The organism is Phocaeicola salanitronis DSM 18170 (genome assembly GCF_000190575.1).
Classification (GTDB): Bacteria; Bacteroidota; Bacteroidia; order Bacteroidales; family Bacteroidaceae; genus Phocaeicola; species Phocaeicola salanitronis.
The window spans coordinates 2,395,132-2,418,773 of record NC_015164.1; the positions used below are offsets into that span (position 1 = coordinate 2,395,132).

A 23,642-nucleotide genomic window follows, 5' to 3' on the forward strand; every position below is an offset into this window, starting at 1 on the left:
GACCCAAAGATATGAAAAGATTGATTTTCTCTGCAGCACTGCTTGTGATAAGCCTCTGTACGGCACAGGCACAGAAATTCGCGTTAATAGACATGGAATTTATCTTGAAGCATATCCCTGCCTATGAACAGGCAAACCAGCAAATGGAATCGCTGTCCCGACAATGGCAAAGCGAAATAGAAGCCAAAAGCAACGAAGCGAAAGCCCTGTATGAAGCCTATCAGAAAGAAGCCGCTTCGCTCTCCGACGCCCAACGCACCCAAAAAGAAGAAGCCGTAGTGGCGAAAGAAAAAGAGGCGGCAGAGCTGCGCCAGAAATATTTCGGCCCGCAAGGCGAAATGATGAAGAAACAACAAGAGCTTATCGCTCCCATCCAGGACCAAATCTACAACGCGGTAAAAGAAATCGCCATGGCGCAGAACTACGACGCTGTAATCGACCGCGCCTCGGCGCAAAGCATGATTTTTGCCTCTCCCCGCATCGATATCAGCAATGAAGTGCTCTCACGCTTAGGATATTCAAATTAATTTTATACATTTGCAGCCGAGTCCTAAGAAACTACGGAAAGAAACTAATTAGAAACTAAAAACAAATAGAAATTAAAGATTATGCTGAAAAAAATTGCTTTAGTACTCTTGCTCATCGCTCCGATGAGCTTGTTCGCGCAAAAGTTCGCGCATTTCAGATCAATGGACATCATCCCGGTTATGCCGGAATATGCAAAGGCTCAAACCGATATCCAAGCATTGCAGAAACAATACGAGGATGAAATCAAACGCTCGGCGGATGAGTTCAACAAGAAATTTGCTGAATACCAGCAAGAGCAACAGACGCTTCCGCAAAACATCCAGGAACGCCGTCAGAAAGAATTGCAGGAAATGCAGGAAAAGGGCATGCAATTCCAACAAGAAGCACAGCAACAGTTGCAGAAAGCGTATACGGACATGATGGACCCGATTTACAAAAAGCTGGAAGACGCCGTGAAAGCCATTGGAGCAGCCGGAGGATATACGTACGTATTCGACCTGAACCGTACAGACATCCCCTACATCGATGAAAATGTATCGAAAGACGTTACAAACGACATTAAGACCAAGTTAGGCATCAGCCTGACCGCAGTACCGGCAACACCGGCTGCACCCGCAGCGACTGCTCCGGCAAACTAATCCCCCTTCTGTTTATTCACCGCAGATTAACACAGATTCCCGCAGATTAAAACTTTAAATTCTGCGCCAATCTGCGTTAATCTGCGTTTCTGGTTTTAAATATCATGACAACCACAGGACCCATCGGCATCTTCGATTCCGGCTACGGAGGATTGACCATTCTCGCCAAAATACGCGAATTGCTCCCCCAGTACAATTACCTCTATTTAGGCGACAATGCCCGGACACCGTATGGCACGCGCTCGTTTGAAGTGGTCTACGAATTTACGCTTCAAGCGGTACGCAAGCTGTTCGGTTTAGGCTGCCCCCTGGTAATCCTTGCCTGCAACACCGCTTCGGCAAAAGCCCTGCGCAGCATCCAGCAGCACGACCTGCCTCATCTCGACCCTTCGCGAAGGGTATTGGGAGTCATCCGCCCTACGGTAGAATGCATCGGAGCACTGACCCATACCCGCCACGTAGGGCTGCTTGCGACCGAAGGCACCGTCCGTTCCCAATCCTATCCGTTGGAAATCCATAAACTGTATGCCGATATCCGGCTCACCGGCGTGCCCTGCCCCATGTGGGTGCCCTTAATCGAGAACAATGAATTCAATTCGCCCGGAGCCGATTATTTCGTGCAGAAATACCTCGGGCAACTGCTCAGCCAAGACCCGGAGATAGACACCATCATCTTAGGATGCACACACTATCCGCTCCTGTTAGAGAAAATCCGCCGTTACACCCCATCCCATATCCGGCTGGTAGAGCAAGGGAAATACGTAGCGTCCAGCCTCAAAGACTACCTGGCAAGGCATCCGGAACTGCGCACCCGATGCGAAACCGGCGGCACCTGCCAGTTCCTCACCACCGAATCCATCGAAAAGTTCCAAGAGTCGGCAAGCATCTTCCTGCATCAAGAAGTGCAAGTACGCACCGTTACCTTAGAATAAGAAACGTTTTTTTACTTGGGAATCCGTGCCCACACCGTGGGGAAGCTTTCCAGCCTTGGGAATCCGTGCCCACGCCATGGGGAAGCTTTCCAGCCTTGGGAATCCGTGCCCACACCGTGGGGAAGCTTTCCAGCCTTGGGAAACCGTGCCCACAACGTGGGGAAGCTTTCCAGCCTTGGGAAACCGTGCCCACAACGTGGGGAAGCTTTCCAGCTTTGGGAAACCGTACCCACGCTGTTTCCGTAGAGACGATGTGGCATAATAAAATGCACAATTTAATGCCGCTTACAGTATAACATGGCTTTATTGGAGAATTTAAATAGGCTCTTAAAATTACCATGTTGCTTTATTTGTTATATTGCCTTGTTTTACAAACTTAAGAACTTTAGTAGAAGATGAAGAATGAAAGGTACGAGCTGAATAAGAATTTGGCTCAAATGTTGAAAGGAGGCGTTATCATGGATGTAACGACTCCGGAGCAAGCAAAGATTGCCGAACAGGCAGGTGCAGTAGCAGTTATGGCATTGGAACGCATTCCGGCTGATATCCGTGCAGCGGGCGGAGTTGCCCGTATGAGCGACCCGAAGATGATACGTGGCATACAGGAAGCTGTCAGTATTCCTGTGATGGCGAAAGTGCGTATCGGACATTTTGTGGAAGCACAGATATTGGAAGCGTTGGAAATCGACTACATCGACGAGAGTGAAGTATTGTCACCGGCAGACGGTGTGTTCCATATAGACAAGACCCAATTTAAGGTACCGTTCGTTTGTGGAGCTAAAAACCTGGGCGAGGCATTGCGCCGTATCGCAGAAGGTGCTTCGATGATTCGTACCAAAGGAGAACCGGGCACCGGCGATGTGATTCAGGCAGTGACTCACATGCGCAGCATGATGCGCGACATCCGCCGCGTACAGGCACTTGCCGAAGACGAACTGTACAATGAGGCCAAAGAGCTGGAAGTGCCGTTGGACTTGTTGCGGTATGTACACGAAAACGGAAAGCTTCCCGTAGTGAATTTCGCTGCCGGAGGTGTAGCCACTCCTGCCGATGCCGCCTTGATGATGCAACTGGGGGCTGAAGGTGTGTTTGTCGGTTCCGGTATCTTCAAGTCTGGCAATCCCGAAAAGCGGGCGCGCGCCATTGTCAATGCCGTGACCAACTATAACGACGCTAAGTTATTGGCAGAGGTTTCTACCGATTTGGGCGAAGCCATGGTAGGCATTAACGAAGATGAAATCACCCTGTTGATGGCAGAAAGAGGAAAATAACCGGGAAAGGATATGCTGAAAATAGGTGTTTTGGCGCTGCAAGGAGCTTTCCTTGAGCACGAACAGATGTTAGACCGCTTGGGTGTAGCACATTTTCAAATCCGCCAATTATCCGATTTGTCCTGCCCCATGGACGGGCTGATTATACCAGGCGGAGAGAGTACGGCTATCGGCAAGCTTTTGAATAGCCTGGATATGATGTCTCCGCTTAGGGAGAAGGTGAAAGAAGGATTGCCCGTATTCGGTACATGTGCAGGTATGATTCTATTGGCAAATGAAATAGAAAACGACCCGAAGCGCTACTTGCAAGTGATGGACATCTGCGTGAAACGCAATGCATACGGCCGCCAGTTAGGCAGTTTCTTCACACGTGACCTGTTTGCCGGACAAGAAATACCCATGACTTTCATCCGTGCTCCTTATATAAATAAGGCAGGCGCGCAGGTGGAAGTCTTGTCAACGGTAGACGGGCACATCGTAGCAGCACGTGAAAAGAACATGTTGGTCTGCTCGTTCCACCCCGAACTGACGGATGACACCACGGTACATGCTTATTTCATCGAGAAAATGGCACGAAGCAGCAGGTGAAGGAATGCTTCAGTCATTAATTTCTGAAGGGGGCGTCAAACGAACGCTGTTGATGTCCGTTTGAGGCGCCCCCTTAATTTTATATTTTACTTATTTGGAGTATTCCATTTCTTGGTAGTGGCGCAAGAAACATTCATTGTCTGGTCACCGACCTGGATACGGAAGTCTCCTTTTTCCAAAATCCACTTACCGTCATAATCCACGAAAGCCAAATCAGAACCTTTCAGCTTCAATGTAACGGTTTTGGTTTCACCTGGCTGAAGCTCAACTTTTTCGAAAGCACGGAGACGGCGATTGTCCGGTGTAAGAGAAGCAACCAAGTCGCTGCTGAATAACAGAACGCTCTCTTTGCCGGCTACCTTGCCGGTATTGGTTACGTCCACCGTAAACGTCAACACATCATCAGCCGTGAAGTTTGTCTTATCTGCTTTCAGGTTGCTATATTGGTATGAAGTATAACTTAATCCATAACCAAAAGCCCACTGTACGGCTACTTGAGCATCATAGTTATAAGCCCCTTCCATAGGCTTGCCGATGTGTTCGCACGGTTTATAGTCGTACGTCACGAGCGAATTGATTTCCTTGGGGTATGTATAAGGCATCTTGCCGCTGAAGTTGGCTTCTCCACTCATCAGCTGAGCCAGAGCATCGCCTCCATAGTTTCCCGGCAACATGGTGTGAATAACCGCTTTTGCCAGAGGTTCTATATCCGCTAAGATGCGCGGACGCCCTTCGTTCAATACCAAAATAATAGGCTTGCCTGTCTTGGCCAATTCCTTCACCAGATTTTGTTGATTTTCAGAAAGGAAAAGATTGGTCAGGTTACCCGGAGTTTCGCAATAAGAGTTTTCACCGATGCAGGCTACGATAACGTCCACATTCTGTGCTGCAGCTACGGCCTTTTCGATTTCGGGGGCGTTTTCTTCCCACCATAAACCACCTTTCTTGTAAGTGACACCTGCTTCGTAGACGATGTTTCCGGCACCGTATTTAGCTGTCAGCGATTCAAGAATCGTGTTATATTGTTGGGCGCATTCATCAGCTTTGTCGCCCTGCCAAGAATAAGACCAACCACCATTCAATGAGCGCATGGAGTTGGCATTCGGTCCTGTCACCAGGATTTTCTTGCCGGAAGCCAAAGGCAGAATGTTGTCTGTGTTCTTCAATAACACGATGGATTCAATTGCCGCTTGAAGTGCTTTGTCGGCAAATTCTTTCGAGCCGAATTTGGGATAATCCTTGAAATCGTTGTAAGGCTTTTCAAAGAGGCCGAGGCGAAGCTTTAAACGCAGAATGCGGCGTACGGCATCGTCAATACGGCTCATAGGCACTTCGCCCTCTTCAACCAGTTCTTTCAAGAGCGGACAGAAATCCCAGTTGTAGGGATCCATGCTCATGTCAATACCAGCATTGATTGCCAGCTTGATGGCTTCTTTCTTGGAACCTGCGATATGGTCGCGGTTGTAGAGATTCACAATGTCTGCCCAGTCTGTCACAATCATACCGTCCCAATTCAGGTCTTCTTTCAGCCATCCGGTCAACAACTCACGGTTGGCATGGAAAGGCAGGCCGTTGTTCATGGCAGAATTGACCATCAGCGAAAGTGCGCCCGCCTTTACCATCTCGACATAAGGAGCGAAATGCTTCTCGCGCATGTCTTGCTCGGTTATGGATGAAGGAGTACGGTCTTTTCCAGATACTGGTACGCCGTAACCCATGTAATGTTTCATACAAGCGGCTACGTTGTATGACCCTACATGGTTAGGGTCTTCACCTTGGAAACCTAATACAGCTTCTCGTCCCATTTCAGCATTCAGGTAAGCATCCTCACCGTAGTTCTCCCACATACGAGGCCAACGGGGATCGCGACCCAAGTCCACAACAGGAGCATACGTCCAAGGGATACTCCCGGCACGAGTTTCATAAGCCGAAATAGCAGCACCGGTGCGGGTTAGCTCTCGGTTGAACGTAGCACCCATATTGACACCTTGAGGGAAAAGTGTGCCGCCCAGTGTATAGGTAGTGCCATGGATTTGGTCCACACCGTAAATGTCAGGTATGCCGATTACCTCCATTGATTTCTCCTGAATGCGCTTGATAATTTCCTGCCACTTTTCGGGAGTCTGCGCAATGCTGTTGGGTACATTTAAGATAGAGCCTACCTTATACTTGGATACGACGCTATCCAGTTTCGCTTCGTCCATTTGCCAGCCCTTTTGACTCTCAATGCCTTGAATGCGCATGTATATCTGTATCATGACATCTTGCGAGGGGATACCGCCGGAAAGGTCGAATTCCTTTTCGATACCGTATTTCTTCAACACTTTTTCCAATGCCTTGACATCCGGGTTTTTCATGTCAATACCTTCGAAAGGATTGATGCGCTTTTGAATGACATCAATAGTCAGTTCACACATTTGACCGATTTTTTCATCCAAGGTCATTCCTTTCAGAATCTCTTCTACGCGCTGTTCGATTTTCTCGTCGCGCGGAATGGCAGGCGCAACGGTTTGCGCCGCCGCAGACAGGACTGTGCCTGCCGCCATACAAGTTAATATAAACTTCTTCATTTGATATATCGTATTCATTTACTACCTGTAATTATCATTCCAGTGATATAACTGCATCACGGATACGATTAGTAATCGTTCGCCTGTACGATTATTAATCTTACAGCTGTACGGTTATTAATCCTACAGGTGATGCAGTTATATGCCGGCACCTGATAGGTTTTCAGGGCTTAACGTTTTAGTAGTTTCAGTTCTTGTTGTGGTTTAAGTATGTCATTTGCCTTTTCTGTAGAAGCCGCTACGTTGGCCTTCAGCGTAGCCTTGATATCACGTGACGAAGCACCTACCAGGAATTTATATTCACCTTCGGAAACTGTCCACGATGATGTAGCCGCATCAAACGAAGCCAGGTCTTTGGCATTTACCGTCAAGACAATGCTTGCTTTCTCTCCGGGTTTCAGTTCGGCTGTTTTGGCGAAGGCTTTCAATTCTTTTGCGGGCTTGTTGGCCTTAGCCGCATCAGGAGCGGAAACGTAAAGCTGTACCACTTCCTTTCCGGACACTTTGCCGGTATTGGTCACATCAACGCGCACGGTATACAAACCGTTAGAAGCTTCAATAGTAGGATTATCGTATTTGAATGTTGTATAGCTCAATCCATATCCGAATGGATAAGAAACTTGTTTGTTGAAACTGTCGAAGTAACGATAACCTACGTAGATGTCTTCTTCGTAGTCGGTATAATCCACGTTGCGCGTATTGCCTTTTTTCAGGTCTTTGTTGGTAATGTCAATATTGCCTTCAACGTCTACCGGGAAGTTATCGGATGATGCGGCATCTTCAAATTGAACGGGGAAGGTCATAGGCAACTTACCACTCGGAGAAGCTTTTCCGCTCAATACATCAGCTACGCTGTTGCCGCCTTCTTGTCCTGCCTGCCAAGCGCAAAGGATAGCGTCAGGCATTGCTTTCCAGGACGCCGTTTCAATGACATCGCCGATGTTCAATACAACAATCGCTTTCTTGCCGGCTGCATGGAAAGCGCGTGTCACATTCTGCAACAGTTGTTTTTCGGCTTTGCTCAGGTTGAAATCAGCTACCTTCCGGTCCAGAAATTCTCCTGAAGTGCGTCCGATAGTAATCAGGGCCACGTCGTTTTTGGCTACTTGTTCTTGAATCTGCGCTGTTGTCAGCTCCATTTCGACCGGACGTTCATCGGGCATGAACCAAGCTTTTTTCTGTTTGGCTATGCGTTCTTGTTCGGCTTTGATGTAAGTTTCATAGGTATTCTTCAAGCCTTCGTCCACTGTATATCCGGCATTTTTCAAACCGTCCAGCAATGAAACGACATAAGCATGATTGACATTGCCCGAGCCTGTTCCTCCTGCTACAAAGTCATAGGAAGTACAACCGAAAAGGGCCACGTTTTTCACTTCCTTTGCCAAAGGAAGAGCATTGGCCTGGTTTTTCAGCAATACCATACCTTCTGTTGCAGACTGACGTGTAACGGCAGCATGTGCTTTCAAGTCGGGTTTATTGCTATACTTATACCCTTTGAAGTGCGGAGTCTGCAAAATCATTTCAAGGATACGTTTTACATTGGCATCCAAAACAGCAACATCAAGTTTATCTTCATTGACACCTGCAATAATGGCTTCATACTGTTTGTCGGTTCCGGGCTGCAGCATATCGTTTCCGGCTTTCATCTGTGCCACGGCGTCCTTGCCGCCAAACCAGTCGGTCATTACCATGCCGGTAAATCCCCATTCATCACGCAACATGGTATTCAGCAATTCGGGATTTTCGGATGTATAGATACCGTTCAAATAGTTATAGGATGACATTACAGTCCAAGGTTTCCCTTCTTTTACTGCAATTTCGAAACCTTTCAGGTAGATTTCACGCAAAGCGCGTTGAGAGACACGGGCATCTACCCCGGTGCGGTTTGTTTCCTGATTATTGACGGCAAAGTGCTTGATACTGGTGCCTACTCCGTTGCTTTGTACACCGCGCACATAAGCAGCGGCAATCTTCCCGCTTACCACCGGGTCTTCAGAATAGTATTCGAAGTTACGTCCGCATAACGGATTGCGATGAATGTTGAGAGCAGGAGCCAACAAGACATCAGCACCATATTCCAGCACTTCATTGCCGATAGATTTGCCTACGCTCTCTACCAAATCTGTATTCCACGTAGAAGCCAGCAGCGTACCGATAGGGAAGTGTGTACAATAGTAAGTAGCCGTATCACCTTCACGGGTAGGATTGATGCGCAAACCGGCAGGTCCGTCTGCCAGCACTACGGCAGGAATACCTAAGCGTTCGATAGGATATGTTGTTCCGGCAGCACCGGGTACGATGTTACGTGTTTCGCCAATGACGGCACTATCACCTGAGGAACCCGCCATGCCGGTTCCGACAACCAAGTGTGCCTTTTCTTCCAATGTCATGGCACCAATCACGTCTTCGATAGGAGCCTGGCCAAGTTGCGGCGCGCTGGGACCACAAGCGCATAAGGCAGCAGCTACAACGGCTGCCGAAAAGAATTGTTTCTTCATAATAAGTTGTTTTTAATAATTAATCATTCGGTTTTATGGGACGGTTCTTGAGCACATTTTTACTTGAATAACAACGGCGCAAATTCTGTCAGGTAAATGCGCCAGTTGCGCCAGATATGTCCGCCTTCGCTTTCATAGTACGTATACTTATATCCACGTTCATCCAGCAATTTGCGGTATTCGGTATTTGCCTGATAAAGGAAATCGGTCTTTCCGATTCCAATCCAGTAAAGAGCGGGTTTCTTGGCAAACTGTGTTTTCAGTTTCTGGTCGAAATCATCATAGATGGGTGATTGTACTTTTTTGTCTGGCATGATGGCGGCAGAGAACAAGCCCACGTAATTGAACATGTCAGGATATTGTTTGGAAATATGCAGCGAGTGGTATCCTCCCATTGACAAGCCGGCAATGGCACGATTACGCTTGTTGGTTTTCGTACGGTAAGTCTTGTCAATAAACTTCACGACATCGGGAAAAGCGGTTTCGAAAGAGCCTTCCATGGTTTGCGGCAAATTCATGGAAGGAGCCTTGAAGCCGTCTTGTGATTCGCCGGGAGCAGCCTCTTGCGAAGCGTTGCCATTGGTCATTACGACAATCATCGGCTCTGCTTTGCCTTGTGCGATAAGGTTATCCAAGATTTGTGAAGTACGTCCCAAAGCAATCCATGCTTCCTCATCACCACCCATGCCGTGCAAGAGATAGAAAACCGGATAACGCTTGCCGCTGGTTTCGTAACCGGCAGGAGTATAAACCGTTAAACGGCGTTCTTTTTTCAATGTAGGACTATTGTACCAAATGCGTGAAACGGTACCATGAGGTACGTCGTTCACTTTATATAAGTCGGCCCGTCCGCCACCAATCAGAAAGACATTTGTTACGGTAGCCACGTCACGAATCATATAGACATTGGCAGGATCCATCATCTTCAAATCATCAACGATAAAGGAATAGCTGTATAATTCAGGAGCCAGAGGTTCGGGAGTGGTATATTCCCATACACCGTCTTTGCCTTCCTTCAGGTCTGCTACACCCGGTCCGTCAAATTCACCGAAAGGTGTAGTGATTTTCTGTGTAGGCAGGAAGTCTCCTGTTACCTGTACTTTGACAGCCTTGGGAGCTTTCAAGCGGAAAGTCACGGTGTTATCGTCATGTATTTCGGGAGATACAACAGGGGCACCTCCCCACAAAGCCTGCTGGGCGTAAGTCATTACACCTACCAGCAGCATTACGGATAAAAGAAGAATCTTTTTCATTGTCTGAATCTTTTTATTGGTTGTTGTTTTAGTAAATTCATTTGAACAGTTTTGGCGCAAATTCAGTCAGATATACGCGCCAGTTGCGCCAGATGTGTCCGCCATCACTTTCATAGTATTCATACTTGTAACCGTTTGTGTCCAGCAACTTACGATAGTCTGTTACACTTTTGTAAACAAAATCGGTGCGGCCGCAAGCAATGTAATAGAGTGCCGGCTTCTTGGCAAATTGTGTTTTCAGTCTGCCGTCGAAATCGGCATAAGCCGGAACATCAGGATTGCTCTTTGTGTTGGGTGTTCCGGAGAAGAGGCCTACATAATCAAACATATCCGGATAGAGGCGCGAGATGTTGCCGGAATGGAAGCTGCCCATTGACAGGCCGGCAATAGCGCGATGGTGTTTGTCAGCCTTTGTGTGGAAGGTTTTGTCGATGAACTTCACTACATCGGGGAAAGCTGTTTCAAAAGCTCCTTGATTCACTTCTTTCGAGTCTTGAGGAGTCATTGTAGGTACAATGAAACCTTCTTTCGATTCGCCCGGAGCGGCTTCTTGAGCGGCGTTGCCGTTGGTCATGACAACAATCATCGGTTCTGCCTTGCCCTGTGCGATCAGGTTGTCGAGGATTTGCGAAGTGCGGCCCAAAGCCATCCATGCTTCTTCATCGCCACCCGAACCATGCAAAAGATAAAAGACCGGATAACGCTTGCCGCTGGTTTCGTAACCGGCGGGAGTGTATACGGTTACACGGCGTTCTTTCTTCAATGTGGGACTGTTATACCACATACGGCGTACTGTACCGTGAGGCACATCGTTCACTTTGTACAAATCAGCCCGTCCGCCATCAATGATAAAAATGTTGGTTACCGTAGCTACGTCGCGGTTGATATAGACATTGGCAGGATCCAGCATCTTCAGTCCGTCTACAATGAAGGAATAGCTATACAATTCCGGTCCAAGAGGTTCAGGTGTGGTATATTCCCATACGCCGTCTTTGCCTTCCTTCAAGTCGGCGATTCCCGCCGCATCCCATACGCCACGAGGAGTCTGAATAGGAATAGGAGGCAGAAAATCTCCCGTCACTTGTACTTTTACAGCTTTCGGAGCTTTCAGTCGGAAAGTGACGGTATTGTCATCGTGAATTTCGGGGGAGACAACCGGAGCTCCTCCCCATAAAGCCTGCTGAGCATAAGTAGTTAAAGCGGTCAGCAGAAAAAAGGATAAGAAGAATATCTTTTTCATTTGTCTGAAATTTGAATTATTTATTTACCAAAGCATCGGCTAACGAATGGCAAGCATGTGAAAAGTGCAGTGTGCCAATATTCGTTAGTGTGTCCCCCGTCTCGAACACGGAACTGAAGAGGGACTCCCGCCAAACGCATGGCTTGCACAAATTCCATATTGCGTTCCAACAAGAAATCATCATCACCACAGTCCACATACCACTGTACGGTACGGAGTTGTGCCTTGCGGGCATCATCCGCTTCTGTAACGTATTGGATGCAACTATGTTTCTTTACGGCATCGTTTAACAGCGTCATTTTGTCACCCGGTTCTTTAGAGGGTACGGCACCCGTTTCGGGAATATCCATTAAGGCGCTCATGGCATAGGCAGCACAATAAAGTTCCGCGTGACGTTGGGCGTAACTGGTTGTTCCGCCTCCGCCCATCGACAAGCCGGCAATAGCACGGTGTTGCTTATCGCCTATAACCCGATAGGTCTTTTCTATATGAGGGAGGAATTCAGTATAGAAAAAGTCTTCGTACGCCCAACCCGGCATGTTGAAATAGCCATTCCAGTCTCCTGCATACGGATTGCCTCCGGCATTGGGGCTGACAATAATCATCTCGCATGCTTCACCCGATGCCATTAGCTGGTCTGCCACTTCGTTGGCACGTTGGTCGCGGAACCAACCTTCATTGGTGCCGAACACACCATGCAGTAAATAGAGAATGGGGTACTTTTTCGTCGGATCTGCCTCGTAACTCTTAGGCAAGTAGACGGTGTAAGCACGCCAAGCCTTCAATGTCTCACTATAAATGCTATCTGTCATCACTTTACTTTGTGGACCTCCCCAAGGATTTTGTGCAAAGAGAGTAATACTGCTCAATAGGGCGTATAATAATAAGATTGTTTTTTTCATGTGGCCTTGTTAATTCTTTTACCTTAGAAATTACAATGAATGAACAGCCCGCGAGGTCCTCGTGTCCTTATTTATTCGGTGCACGCCTGCACGCGGGCTGTTCGTTAAAGATGTTTTGGTTTAAATGGCAAACTCCATGCGGGTGTTACCATCCCGGATTCTGTTGCATGTTAGGGTTCACATCCATTTCACGCAAAGGAATCGGCAGAAGTTTGTTGCGTTCCTTGAAACCATAATCCGTATTGGTGTACGGATAGGTCAATTCGTGTTTCGCGATGGAAGTAGTACCATCAGGATTAGTTGTCACGCTCCAAGAGAATGACGGGATTTGTTTGCCTTGTTGTCCCAGTACAGTTTCAGCGTCACCCCAGCGGACAAGGTCTTGGTAACGGCAGCTTTCTAGGCAAAGTTCCAAACGTTTTTCATTCTTGATGTCATCCATTGTGACAGCGGTTAAAGGATTCAGATGAGCCCGCTCACGAACCAGATTGATATAAGTCAGAGCTTTGTCTGTTTCCACACCACCTTGAACATGAGCTTCGGCAGCCATCAGCAATACTTCGGCATAGCGCATGATACGCAGGTTATTCCATTGCAACATCTGCAGACCGGGATTATCCGTGATACAGTCATCCTTCAACAGGCGGGTTTTCCAGTAGAAATATCCTTCATTTCCTACCAGTGGGCTGCCACTTGTGTTTACTACACCGATAGCGTTCAACTGTTCGTAGGTTCGGATACTTTGGTTCAGGCGATAACCGTCTACGCCTTCTTCTGCTACAAATGCATCATACAAGCCTTTTTGTGGATTCAACATTCCATAAGAACCGGTAGCAATGAGTTCGGCAGATTCCGTTCCCGGCATGTAGCTCAGTATAGACGAGCGCCAACCAATGTTGATGAATAATTGCGAGAATTGGTTCCATGCTTGTTCGGTGTTATTTACACGATTGATTTCAAAAATAGCTTCGCAACAGTTATTAGTAGCAGCATGTCCTAACAAACCATAGTCGCCACGATAAAGATCGTACTTACCTGAGTTGATTACTTCATCTAAGATGTCGGCAGCTTCGGCATACTTGCCCTGAAAGAGATAGGCTTTACCCAAGAATGCTTTCACGGTTTCTTGTGTAAGATGGATGCCACTTTCCGTGTCATCAACACCGGATTTTGTAGTCAAGGCATTTGCATCAAGGGCTGCTTTATATTCAGATTCGATGAAAGCCCAAGTGGTTTCCGGTGTACCATTGCTTTGACGATATTCATCCGGTGACAACAAGTGGTCTACGATAGGGGCTGTTCCCCATAACGTAACTAGATAGAAGTGTGCCCAACCGCGTGCTGCATGCGCTTCCGCTATGGCTTGACGCATGAATTGAGTATCACCCGGCACATTGGAAAGAATCAAGTTGGCCCGATATATCAATGTATATAATTGGGTATACAGGCTCTGTACCGTAGAGCTTTCTATGTTATAGTTGAACTCGTTCATTTTCTCCAAGTCCACATTATCGTTACGCTGTCCGCCGCCAGCCCAAGCATCGTCAGACATGCCATTCAGCAAGGTAAACCAATTTTGGTGCAGATCACGCCACGAACCATACATAGCAGCCAATGCGGATTCAGTTTCCTCATCAGTCTTGTAGTAATTTTCCGGACCTCCCAAACTGCCGTGCTTGTAAATATTTAAACGATCCTCACATCCGGTCATCAATACGGCCATCAATGCGAGCAGTAGGGTCGACAAATATACTTTTGTTTTCATTGTTATTCTATTTAAGGGTGATTAAAATTCTACGTTAAAACCGAATACAACTTTCTTGGATGTCGGGTAGCCGCCCATATCGATACCCATACCATTGGTTGAGCTGGCAGAAGCTTCAGGGTCGAAGCCCGGATACTTGGTGAAGGTAAAGAAATCATCCAATGAGCAATATACGCGTAAGTTGTTGATGAAAGCTTTCTTCAGCCAGCTCTTCGGTAAAGAGTAACCCAACTGAATTTGCTTAATCTTGAAGAACGAACCATCGAATACAACCGCATCAGACATAATGTAACGTTCCATGTAATTGGCGCCGGCACGAGGTTTGGTGCCGTTCGGGTTATCTACTGTCCAACGGTCATCGTAATAGATTTCCTTCAGGTGGTTAGAGCGGGTCTGGTCAGGACGGAAAGAAGCATTATAGATTTGATTACCTGCCGAACCTGTGCCGAATACCGTCAGGTCAAGACCTTTATAGGCGGCAGTCAATGTAATACCGTAAGTAATGTCGGGGATAGCGTCTCCGATATAGCCCAAATCACCGTCTGAAATAACTCCGTCGCCATCTAAATCCTTGAATGTCGGATCACCTGTTTGAGGATCAATGCCGGCAAACTGATAACCACGGAAATAATAAATAGGATAGCCTTCTTCAAAATAGCTGAGCGGGTAGGTATGGAACTGCGTACCGACAACACGTTGTAAGGATGGGTCAAGATAGGTCACTTTATTTTTCAGCGTAGCCAGATTGGCACGGATGCTGTAACTGAAGTCTTTGATGTTGTCACGCCAGCCCAATTCAAATTCAAAACCTTTGTTTTCTACATTACCTGCATTGATGGGTGATACGACACCTCCTACGATAAGTGAAGGTGTTGTGCCTGTAATCAACAGGTCTTTCGTTGTCTTCTTATACCAGTCCATGCTGAACGTCAGACGGTCGCGCAGGAAGCGGGCATCGAAACCGAAGTTCAACTGTTCGGAAGTCTCCCATTTCAATTCTTCGTTACCTAATGAGTTAGGTGCATAGGCATTGACAAAGTTGAGGGTATTGTTGGTGAAGGGATAAAGTCCTGTTACACTCATGTCTGTGCTGTATGGATAGTTGCTCAGTGCTGCCAAACTACCGTTCTGACCCCAACTGGCACGAACTTTGAGGCTTGTCACATGGTTGCGGATAGATTGGAAGAATTTTTCTTCAGATACTGTCCAACCTGCGGATACAGCGGGGAAATATCCCCAGCGGTTGCTGGCAGGCAACAGAGAAAGATCGGCTGCATCGGCACGAAGTGAAGCCTGCAACAAATAACGTCCTTTATAGTCGTAACCGATACGTCCATAGTAAGACATTTTTGCAGTACGTGTCTTGTCACCGCCTACGGTTTTGGTTGCTGAGGTAGCTCCATAGTTCAGGTAGTAGAACAAAGGATTGTTTTGCTGGATGGCATCTTCACCATTAGCCTGCAGCTGACCACTGACATAATCATAACTCTGTTCTTGATAAGACATACCGACCATAGCCGTAATCGTGTGGGCATCGTTGAAGGTCTTCATGTAGTTGGCAAAGTTTTCCCATTGGTAATAAATCGTAGTGGATGACTGCCCTGTAAGGCTATTGATAAAAGGATTCTGCTGTACGGAGTTACCATAAAATGGCAGGCTGACAGCCGATGAACGGGCACCGCTCAAACGATAACCGAAACGAGAGGTGAACGTGAAGCCGTCGAAAGGTTTCAAGTCGCCATAGATAGATCCGGTTACATTAAAACCGCTATTGCGTGTAATGTTGTTATTCATCATAATGAGCGGGTTGTAATTCTCACCTTCGAAGAAAGCGGAAACGCCATAATAATTACCGTTAGGATCCTGCATCAGGTCATAACCTTGTGCCAACAGATTCTCCATGTTTGCCGGTAATTGGTCAGCAGCATAAACCGGAGCGGTCAGAGGGTCCATCATTAATACAGAAGACAAAACGCTTCCATAAGCATTTTGTCCGCTGACACGGCGCACGTTATATTTTTCAATCTGGTTCGTAGTACCTACCTTCAGCCAAGGCTTGACATTATAATCGGCATTGATGGCAGCTGTCATACGGTTGTATGTATCGTTGTTGCCTACGATAATACCGTTGTTGTCCAGATAAGTCAGCGAGAGGTAATAGTTTCCACGTTCGCTGCCTCCGGAGAAAGCTATGTTATGCTTCTGCATTTTACTATTTTCAAAAATAGCGTCCACCCAATCTGTATCCGTGATGCCGTCCCAATTGGTTTGGATGGTTTCCATAGGAATAATACCGCTGCTGCCGTTTGCAGACTCGGTCATGTAAGAAACATATTCCTGTGCATTCATCAGTTCCGGTATGCGGGCAATAGACTGGGAAGCGAATTGGAAATCATAAGTGATTTTGCTGGAACCGACAACACCTTTCTTTGTCGTGATAAGGATAACACCGTTACCCGCTTCCGCACCATAGATAGCTGCTGAAGCCGCATCTTTCAATACTTCCATAGAAGCGATGTCGTTAGGATCGATTCCGGAGATGTCGCTCAAGCGCACACCATCCACTACATACAACGGATTGGAAGGAGCATTTGACGAATAACCACGTACGCGGATAGTCGGAGATTCGCCAGGACCTCCGGAAGTCGTGATTAATTGAACACCTGCCGTTTTACCTTGCAGTGCCTGTGCAGCTGTTGTAATGGTACGGTTTTCCATGTCCTCGGCCTTTACCTGAGAGATGGCACCTGTCACTGAACTTTTCTTCTGCACACCGTAACCGATAACGACGACTTCTTCCAGTGCTTCGACATTTTCTTTCATTGTAACATTCAATGTACTTCCTGTTACTTGGTGCTCTTCTGTTACGTAGCCCAAGTAAGAGAAAATCAATGTAGCTCCTTGGCTGACTTCTACCGAATAGTTACCGTCAATGTCTGTGATGGTACCGCCGGGAGTGCCTTTCACTTGCACGCTTACACCAATCATGGGTTCACCCAGATCGTCGATTACCTTACCTGTCACTTTCACCGGGTTTTGAGCCATGGCAAAAGGAACGCACATCAATAAGAAAAGTACTGGCAATACCAGCCTTTTCAGTCCTGTGTGTTTTTTCTCTTTCATTTGGATGTTGGTTAATAAAGATGAATAGATAAATTAATTAAAAATGAACAATCCCTTTTTTAGAAACCTCGTGTAGGGAATTGTCGAACAAAATTTAGCAACTCTTGGTCGTGATGATATTTTATTTCACATGTGTTGTCAAATATCATTGTTGCACCATTGTCTGGCGTATAGGTAGGCCATTCCGGTAATTCTTCGGCATTGGGATTGCCCGTGCGGGCAAAATTAGTCCAAGCCTGGCTCATCTTTTCAGCCAAGGTTTGTGCATCGGTACCACCGCCTGTCATCGAAGCATGACACAAGGCATTGTCGAATACGAAAGGAATCTCCATGCAGTGCGTGCTGCGTAAGATTCCGTCCATGACGGGTGATTCCCAAGCAAAAAGATACATGTAAACAGGAGCACCGCCTTGACGAGCTTTCAGCATAGCTTGTTCTACGGCGCTGGGACGGAAGGTAAAGTCTACATCCAACAGGTCCTTAGGCTGAAAATTGGGATAAATTTTGCCAAAGAGGTTTACGAACTCGTCTGTACGTTCGCCGTATTTTTTACGTGTCAGTTCCACGGCTTTTTCTTGTGAAATCGTGCGGAAGGCAGGAACATAAGTTGATGCGGTAAATTCGTGCAGTGTAGTACCTATCATTACTGGTATATCTTTGCTTTGCGCAGGGGCGGCAGGGTCGAAGGGTTGTGCAGGAAGAATATCACCGTCTACTGTAGGTGCCCAGCCGAAAATAAAGCAAGAAGCGTCTCCAGCCTGTTCTGCCTGCTTGCGGACACGTGCCACTGCCTTTTCACCAGCTGACAGTAATTTATTATAAGGTACGCGCGCGAGAGAATCAATGTGCGAAGCGTCCAGTCCTAACTCTTTCACAGTTTCTTCACCAATCATGCGTGAGTATCGGGCTTCCATTGTGCGAAGCATAGAACCGCTTTGTACGATAGCTTTGTGAAATAATCCTTTTGCTGACGGAGTTGCCAGTAAGGTCGAAACCTTACCCCCTCCGCCAGATTGTCCGAAAATGGTTACATTAGCAGGGTCACCGCCAAAAGCACCTATATTGTTTTTTACCCATTGAAGTGCTGCTACGAGATCCATCAGACCGACATTGCCAGACTTGGCATATTTCGGACCGAAAGACGAAAGGTCGAGAAAGCCCAAAACGTTGAGACGATGATTCAGCGTTACGACTACGACATCGTGGTTCTTAGCCAAGTTCGTTCCATCATACGAAGGGAGTTCCTGTCCGCTACCTGCCGAATAGCCACCACCGTGCAGCCAAACCATGACAGGACGTTTCTTATTGTCGTTGACACCCGGTGTCCAGATGTTGACGCGCAGGCAGTCTTCATCAGGGAAACCGTCATCCCAATTAAAGGAAAAGGCAGATTCATCGCTATACCAGCCCATGCGTTTGGCTTGTGGGCAAGTGGGTCCATAAGCACGGCTGCTGCGGATGCCTTCCCAGGCATCGGGAGCCGTAGGAGGCATAAAACGTTCGGCTTTGGCATAAGGAATACCTTTGTAAATATAAACATTGTTTTCAATATAGCCTGCTACCTGTCCGGATGTGGTACGAACTACGCCCTGTGTGACAGAAGCGGTAATAGGAGTAGGAACAGCCGGGGTGTTCTGCTTGTTTGCAGCTCCGGCGGAAAGGCAGGTCAAAAAGGCCAAGCTCAGAAAAGATACGGAAATTGCTGTCCTCATAGCTAATGTTTTTTATTTGGTTGAACAATCGCAAAAATATCACAAGTGGCAAGAACTGCCTTGCCGTTTTCACCTGATAAATATGCCGTTTTGTTTAAATCAGATAGCCGTTTTGTTCAAAGAATAGCCATTCTGTTCAAAATATGTCTTATAATAGTTTTCTGATTCTTTTTTTTCTTAACTTTGTACTCGTAACCGAAAGACAGCAAATATGAAAATTACACATATCCTTCTCCTTATATTATATGTCAGACTGGCTGCTATCTTCACAGCCTGCAAGCCTTCGGTCGACAATATACAGGTAACCGATGCTCCCCAGTATCCCGTTATTGCCAATGAAATTTCAAATCAACAGGTCAATGCTTTTGCTGAGGATGCGCAGGGACATATTTGGATAGGGACTTTCCGCGGACTGAATAAATATGATGCTTATGAGTTTCAGCAATATTATTGTACAGACGACTCGTTAGGACCGCAAGATAACCAAATCAAAGCTCTGTTGCGCGATTCGAAGGGGCAATTGTGGGTCTCCAGTGTCAATGGCTTATCTGTCTACACGGATCAGGATACGTTCCGGCATATCCCCTCCGACCTTATTAATCGGAATGGACTACAGTTGTTGGAGACGCGTGACGGACGCATATTGTTGAATACTGTCACCAGTTTAGGTGTCTACAATCCTGTAACCGGACGGCTTGAGTATGCTATCCGGCGGTTGGTTCCATCCGGGACGTATGCTGCCCAATGTCATATTGATGCGGATAACCGCCTGTGGGTAGCAGATCCGTTAAGCGTCCGTTGCTATGATTCACGAAACTTCGTTTTGCAAGATTCTATTCCGGTAAAAGGATATCCTACACATTATTATTATGATTCGAACGGTAAACTTTGGTTAGCGGGCAATCAAAGTCTGCAGATATTCGATTGCCACTCACGCAGTTTTCAACCTGTTCCTGAAGTTATTTCCAGCCATCCGGTTCTTTCCCGTTTCAATGTCACGCTGATGCATGCCTATGGTAAACATGGATTGTTGTTCAATACAGATTATGACGGGTTGTTTTACTACGATAGCCAAGCCAATACCGTCAGCCGTCAAGGAGAACAAGGATTTCCTTTCGAAGTGCCTGACTTCAATGTCAGCGCTTTTTTTACGGATTCTCATCAAAACTTATGGATTGGTTCAACCGACCAGGGCTATGCTGTAGCTTATCGTTATAAAGAACGTTTTAATCGTGATAACTTTCTGCGTGCTTCCTTGCAACATAAGTCCGTGGTTTCCGTTGCGGCTGATGGCAATAAAACCTTATGGATAGCTACTTTGTCTGATGGATTATACAGTTACAACCTGAATTTGCAAAAAATAGAGAAGGTTGTTTTGTCTGGCTACCTCGGAAAAGGCAACTATATGATATACGCCAATCAAGTATTAGCAGACGGCGAAGGATATATTTGGCTGACGACAAGGAATAATGAGGTACTGAAATGTATCCCGGCTCAAAACCGTTTGCAGGTTGTTATGCGTTACGATGTGTATTTGCCAATGTCTATCGCACGTGACAAGCAAGGCAATATCTTGGTGGGTACTGCCACTTCTTATGTCTATGTATTGCGTCCGAATGAAAAACATTTCACGCCGATACAAGTCTTCAACGGCGGTTTTACTTTTATTCCCGGACTATTGCCGCTGGATGATGGAACAGTGCTGGTAGCTGCTTTCGACCAGCCGCTTGAGTTGTTGAATCCAGTGACAGGCGAAGTAAAGCCATTGCCCGTTCATAAAGGAGATATGGAACATTGTATCCGTCGTTCTCTTTTTGTTCCTACAGCCCTTTTCCGTAGTGCGAAAGGGGATATTTGGATAGGCACTGTCAGCAACGGGTTGTTGCATTATACTCCTTTTACCCAGCGTATAGAGGCTTTGGAAGGAACAGCCTGTACGGATATTTCAAGTATCGAGGAAGACCGGGAAGGCAATCTTTGGATTGGCACACAGCATGGACTCAGCCGGTTGGATGTCCGTACACAGCACTTTACGAATTTCTTTACGGATGATGGCATTGGAGGCAGCCAGTTCTACGACCGCGCTTCCTGCCATTTGCCTGATGGTACTTTGGCTTTAGGGGGTACACATGGATTGACATTTTTCGACCCTTTGGCTACCACACCTAAGCGTAAAGTGCCTTTGTTGTTCGAAAACCTGAAAGTACATAATCGTCTGATACGTCCGGGCAGCAATGCTTGTATCGAGCGGCATTTGTCTTATACGCCAGATATCCGTTTGAATTACAATCAAAATGGATTCAGCATTTCTTTTGCAGCTTTGGACTACAACGAATTTGAGCGTATAAACTATCATTATTTCCTCGAAGGTTTCGACCATTATTGGATTGATGCCCGTCATAATCGGGAAGCTTATTATGCGAATTTGCCTGATGGCACTTACACTTTCCATGTCCGTGCTTCAGGCAATGCCCCTGACTCTTTTCAGGCGGAGAGTACTGTCCGTATTATTATTCGTCCTGCTCCATGGAATACATGGTGGGCTTGGTCGCTTTATTTGCTGGCTGGCGTTTTGTTGATAGGTTTCTTTGTGCAAAGTCTTCGCCGTATCCGTGCCGAGAAAGCGGCTATCTGCCGTGCCGAGCAAGAGAAAGAACAGGAGCAACGCATCAACCGAATGAATATGAGTTTCTTTGCTAATGTGTCGCACGAGTTCCGTACGCCGCTTACAATGATTGCCGGACCTGTCCGCCAGTTGTGTGAGGCTCCCGATATTACGGGCGAAAATAAAAACCTGTTGGTCATTGTATGGCGTAGCGTGGAACGTATGTTGCGGTTAGTTAATCAAATGATGGACTTTAACAAGCTGGAAAACGATGCGTTGAAGCTGAAAGTGCGTCCGGCAGACATTGTGGGTTTTTTGCGTCACATGACGGATGTTTTCCGCATTAATGCTGGCGATAAGGGCATTAACCTGATTATTACCGGTCTGGAAGACAGTTATACGCTTTGGCTGGACGAAGACAAAGTGGAGAAAATCTTCACAAACTTAATGGGGAACGCCTTGAAGTTTACTCCGGCAGGTGGAAAGATACGTGTGTCTTTCGATGTCATTACGCGGGCGAAAGCTGCCAGCCTGTTCCCTTTGACTGTTTCCGATTGTGATACACAATGGGTTGAGATTTGTGTCTCTAATACTGGGCCAAGTATTCCGCCTGCCCAGCGTGATAAAATTTTCGAACGATATTATCAGGTGAATGCGCCTGATGGTACAGGCAAATACAACTATGGCACAGGTATCGGTCTGTATTATGCCCGAAACCTTGTCCGTCTGCATCATGGATACATCAAAAATGCAGATCCCGATGAAGGTGAAGGTACACAGTTTATTTTTATTCTGCCGGTCAATGCTTTGTCTTATACAGATGAAGAACGTACTTCCAATCACGATGAGCGTCAGGAAAAGGCTTTCCCTTTGCCTGAAACTGTAAAAGCGCAAGCACAACCCAAAGAAGACACGGCGGAACAAGACAACCTCCAGACGTTGTTGGTTGTGGATGACGATACTGAAATAGCCCACTACTTGCGTGCGTTGCTTTCTCCCTTTTATCGGGTCATTTGCCGTTTCAGTGCAGATAGTGCGCTTCAGACCATGCAGGAAGAAGCTCCGGATTTGGTTTTGAGCGATGTTGTCATGCCTGGCAAAGACGGGTATGCTTTTTGCCGTGAAATCAAATCTGACCTGCAGTTATGCCATATTCCTGTTATTTTGCTAACTGCCAAGTCTTCGATGGACGAGCAGGTGAAAGGGTTGAATATCGGTGCAGATGCTTATGTCACTAAACCTTTCGATCCTGATTACTTGTTGGCTCTTGTCCGTTCACAGCTGGACAATCGGGCTAAAGTGCGCAGTTTGCTGGGGACAGTCACACAGACGGATGCCCAAACACAAGACATGTTGTTGCCTCAGGATGCATCCTTTATGACAGATCTTTATCATTTAATGGAGAACGAATTGTCGAACCCCGAACTGGATGTTGCCCGCATGACGGATGTATTGAAAATGTCACGTACTAAGTTCTATTATAAAGTAAAAGGATTGACAGGTGAAAATCCCAGCACTTTCTTCAAGACTTATAAGTTGAACCGGGCTGCTGAGCTGATAGCTGAGGGGCGGTATACGATTGCTGAAGTTGCCGATATGACAGGGTTTAGCACTCCTTCACGTTTCACTAAGAACTTCAAAAAGCAATTTGGCGTTGTTCCCAGCGAGTATAAAGGCAAGCAAAGCAAGTCCTGAAAGGTGGCTTTTTGTGTTGTGGAAAAATTAAAATGAAAGTCCGCATTCAGCCAATACATCTCCTTTGAAAATGAATATATACTTCATGTGCGGTTGAATATATACTTCATCCGCCTATGAATATATACTTCAGAGGCAAAGTAAGTACTACTGCTTTTTTTGATGCAGACGGGTTGGCAATTGCGGGCATTTAAAATTAAAATAATATGAAAAAATAAATGAATCATGACAACGAATGCTGAAAAAGTGTAATTTTGTGGCGTAAAAAAACAAGGGCATGCTTCTTGCGTTTGCATTCAAGGGGTTGGGTGAAAACTATTCA

The 23,642-nt window shown here is 46.6% G+C and carries 15 protein-coding genes; 6 read left to right on the forward strand and 9 right to left on the reverse strand.

The window, feature by feature from the left end; translation table 11 throughout:
* Nucleotides 1-11 precede the first annotated feature (11 nt).
* From BACSA_RS10450 to murI, 3 genes are all read left to right on the forward strand, one after another.
* The gene (locus tag BACSA_RS10450) at nt 12-527 is read left to right on the forward strand and encodes an OmpH family outer membrane protein (RefSeq protein WP_013618072.1); all 516 of its coding nucleotides are present in this window, start codon (nt 12-14) and stop codon (nt 525-527) included.
* An 81-nt stretch (nt 528-608) separates the two neighbouring features.
* A complete protein-coding gene (locus tag BACSA_RS10455) occupies nt 609-1,166 on the forward strand; it encodes an OmpH family outer membrane protein (RefSeq protein WP_013618073.1) in 558 nt (185 codons plus the stop codon).
* A gap of 104 nt (nt 1,167-1,270) precedes the next feature.
* Nucleotides 1,271-2,098, forward strand: a complete 828-nt coding sequence (murI, locus tag BACSA_RS10460) for a glutamate racemase (protein ID WP_013618074.1) — start codon at nt 1,271-1,273, stop codon at nt 2,096-2,098.
* Between the two features lie 11 nt (nt 2,099-2,109).
* Here murI and BACSA_RS19900 read toward each other — a convergent pair whose 3' ends face one another.
* A complete protein-coding gene (locus BACSA_RS19900) occupies nt 2,110-2,358 on the reverse strand; it encodes a hypothetical protein (protein WP_144005217.1) in 249 nt (82 codons plus the stop codon).
* Between the two features lie 135 nt (nt 2,359-2,493).
* On the opposite strand from BACSA_RS19900, the gene pdxS reads away from it, so the two are divergent.
* Both pdxS and pdxT read left to right on the forward strand, forming a co-directional pair.
* Nucleotides 2,494-3,369 (forward strand): pyridoxal 5'-phosphate synthase lyase subunit PdxS, encoded by an 876-nt coding sequence (pdxS, locus tag BACSA_RS10470; RefSeq protein ID WP_013618076.1) that lies wholly within the window; start codon nt 2,494-2,496, stop codon nt 3,367-3,369.
* Between the two features lie 15 nt (nt 3,370-3,384).
* Entirely contained in the window at nt 3,385-3,957 is a 573-nt protein-coding gene (pdxT, locus tag BACSA_RS10475; protein WP_041584359.1) for a pyridoxal 5'-phosphate synthase glutaminase subunit PdxT, read from the forward strand.
* An 86-nt stretch (nt 3,958-4,043) separates the two neighbouring features.
* Here pdxT and BACSA_RS10480 read toward each other — a convergent pair whose 3' ends face one another.
* The 8 genes from BACSA_RS10480 to BACSA_RS10515 form a co-directional block, all read right to left on the reverse strand.
* On the reverse strand, nt 4,044-6,527 hold the full coding sequence (locus BACSA_RS10480) for a glycoside hydrolase family 3 N-terminal domain-containing protein (RefSeq protein WP_041583994.1): 2,484 nt from the start codon (nt 6,525-6,527) through the stop codon (nt 4,044-4,046).
* Nucleotides 6,528-6,697: 170 nt separating this feature from the next.
* Entirely contained in the window at nt 6,698-9,025 is a 2,328-nt protein-coding gene (locus BACSA_RS10485) for a glycoside hydrolase family 3 C-terminal domain-containing protein (RefSeq protein WP_013618079.1), read from the reverse strand.
* A 59-nt stretch (nt 9,026-9,084) separates the two neighbouring features.
* Entirely contained in the window at nt 9,085-10,278 is a 1,194-nt protein-coding gene (locus tag BACSA_RS10490; protein ID WP_013618080.1) for an esterase, read from the reverse strand.
* A gap of 37 nt (nt 10,279-10,315) precedes the next feature.
* Nucleotides 10,316-11,518 carry an esterase gene (locus BACSA_RS10495; protein ID WP_013618081.1) on the reverse strand — a complete coding sequence of 401 codons (1,203 nt, stop codon included), beginning with the start codon at nt 11,516-11,518 and terminating at the stop codon, nt 10,316-10,318.
* A gap of 20 nt (nt 11,519-11,538) precedes the next feature.
* Nucleotides 11,539-12,420 (reverse strand): alpha/beta hydrolase, encoded by an 882-nt coding sequence (locus BACSA_RS10500; RefSeq protein ID WP_013618082.1) that lies wholly within the window; start codon nt 12,418-12,420, stop codon nt 11,539-11,541.
* 145 nt (nt 12,421-12,565) lie between these two features.
* Nucleotides 12,566-14,185, reverse strand: a complete 1,620-nt coding sequence (locus BACSA_RS10505; RefSeq protein ID WP_013618083.1) for a RagB/SusD family nutrient uptake outer membrane protein — start codon at nt 14,183-14,185, stop codon at nt 12,566-12,568.
* Nucleotides 14,186-14,206: 21 nt separating this feature from the next.
* Entirely contained in the window at nt 14,207-17,308 is a 3,102-nt protein-coding gene (locus BACSA_RS10510; RefSeq protein ID WP_013618084.1) for a SusC/RagA family TonB-linked outer membrane protein, read from the reverse strand.
* Nucleotides 17,309-17,367: 59 nt separating this feature from the next.
* A complete protein-coding gene (locus BACSA_RS10515; protein WP_013618085.1) occupies nt 17,368-19,020 on the reverse strand; it encodes a carboxylesterase/lipase family protein in 1,653 nt (550 codons plus the stop codon).
* Nucleotides 19,021-19,231: 211 nt separating this feature from the next.
* Between BACSA_RS10515 and BACSA_RS10520 the strand changes: the two genes are divergently transcribed.
* On the forward strand, nt 19,232-23,320 hold the full coding sequence (locus BACSA_RS10520; protein ID WP_013618086.1) for a hybrid sensor histidine kinase/response regulator transcription factor: 4,089 nt from the start codon (nt 19,232-19,234) through the stop codon (nt 23,318-23,320).
* Nucleotides 23,321-23,642 lie beyond the last annotated feature (322 nt).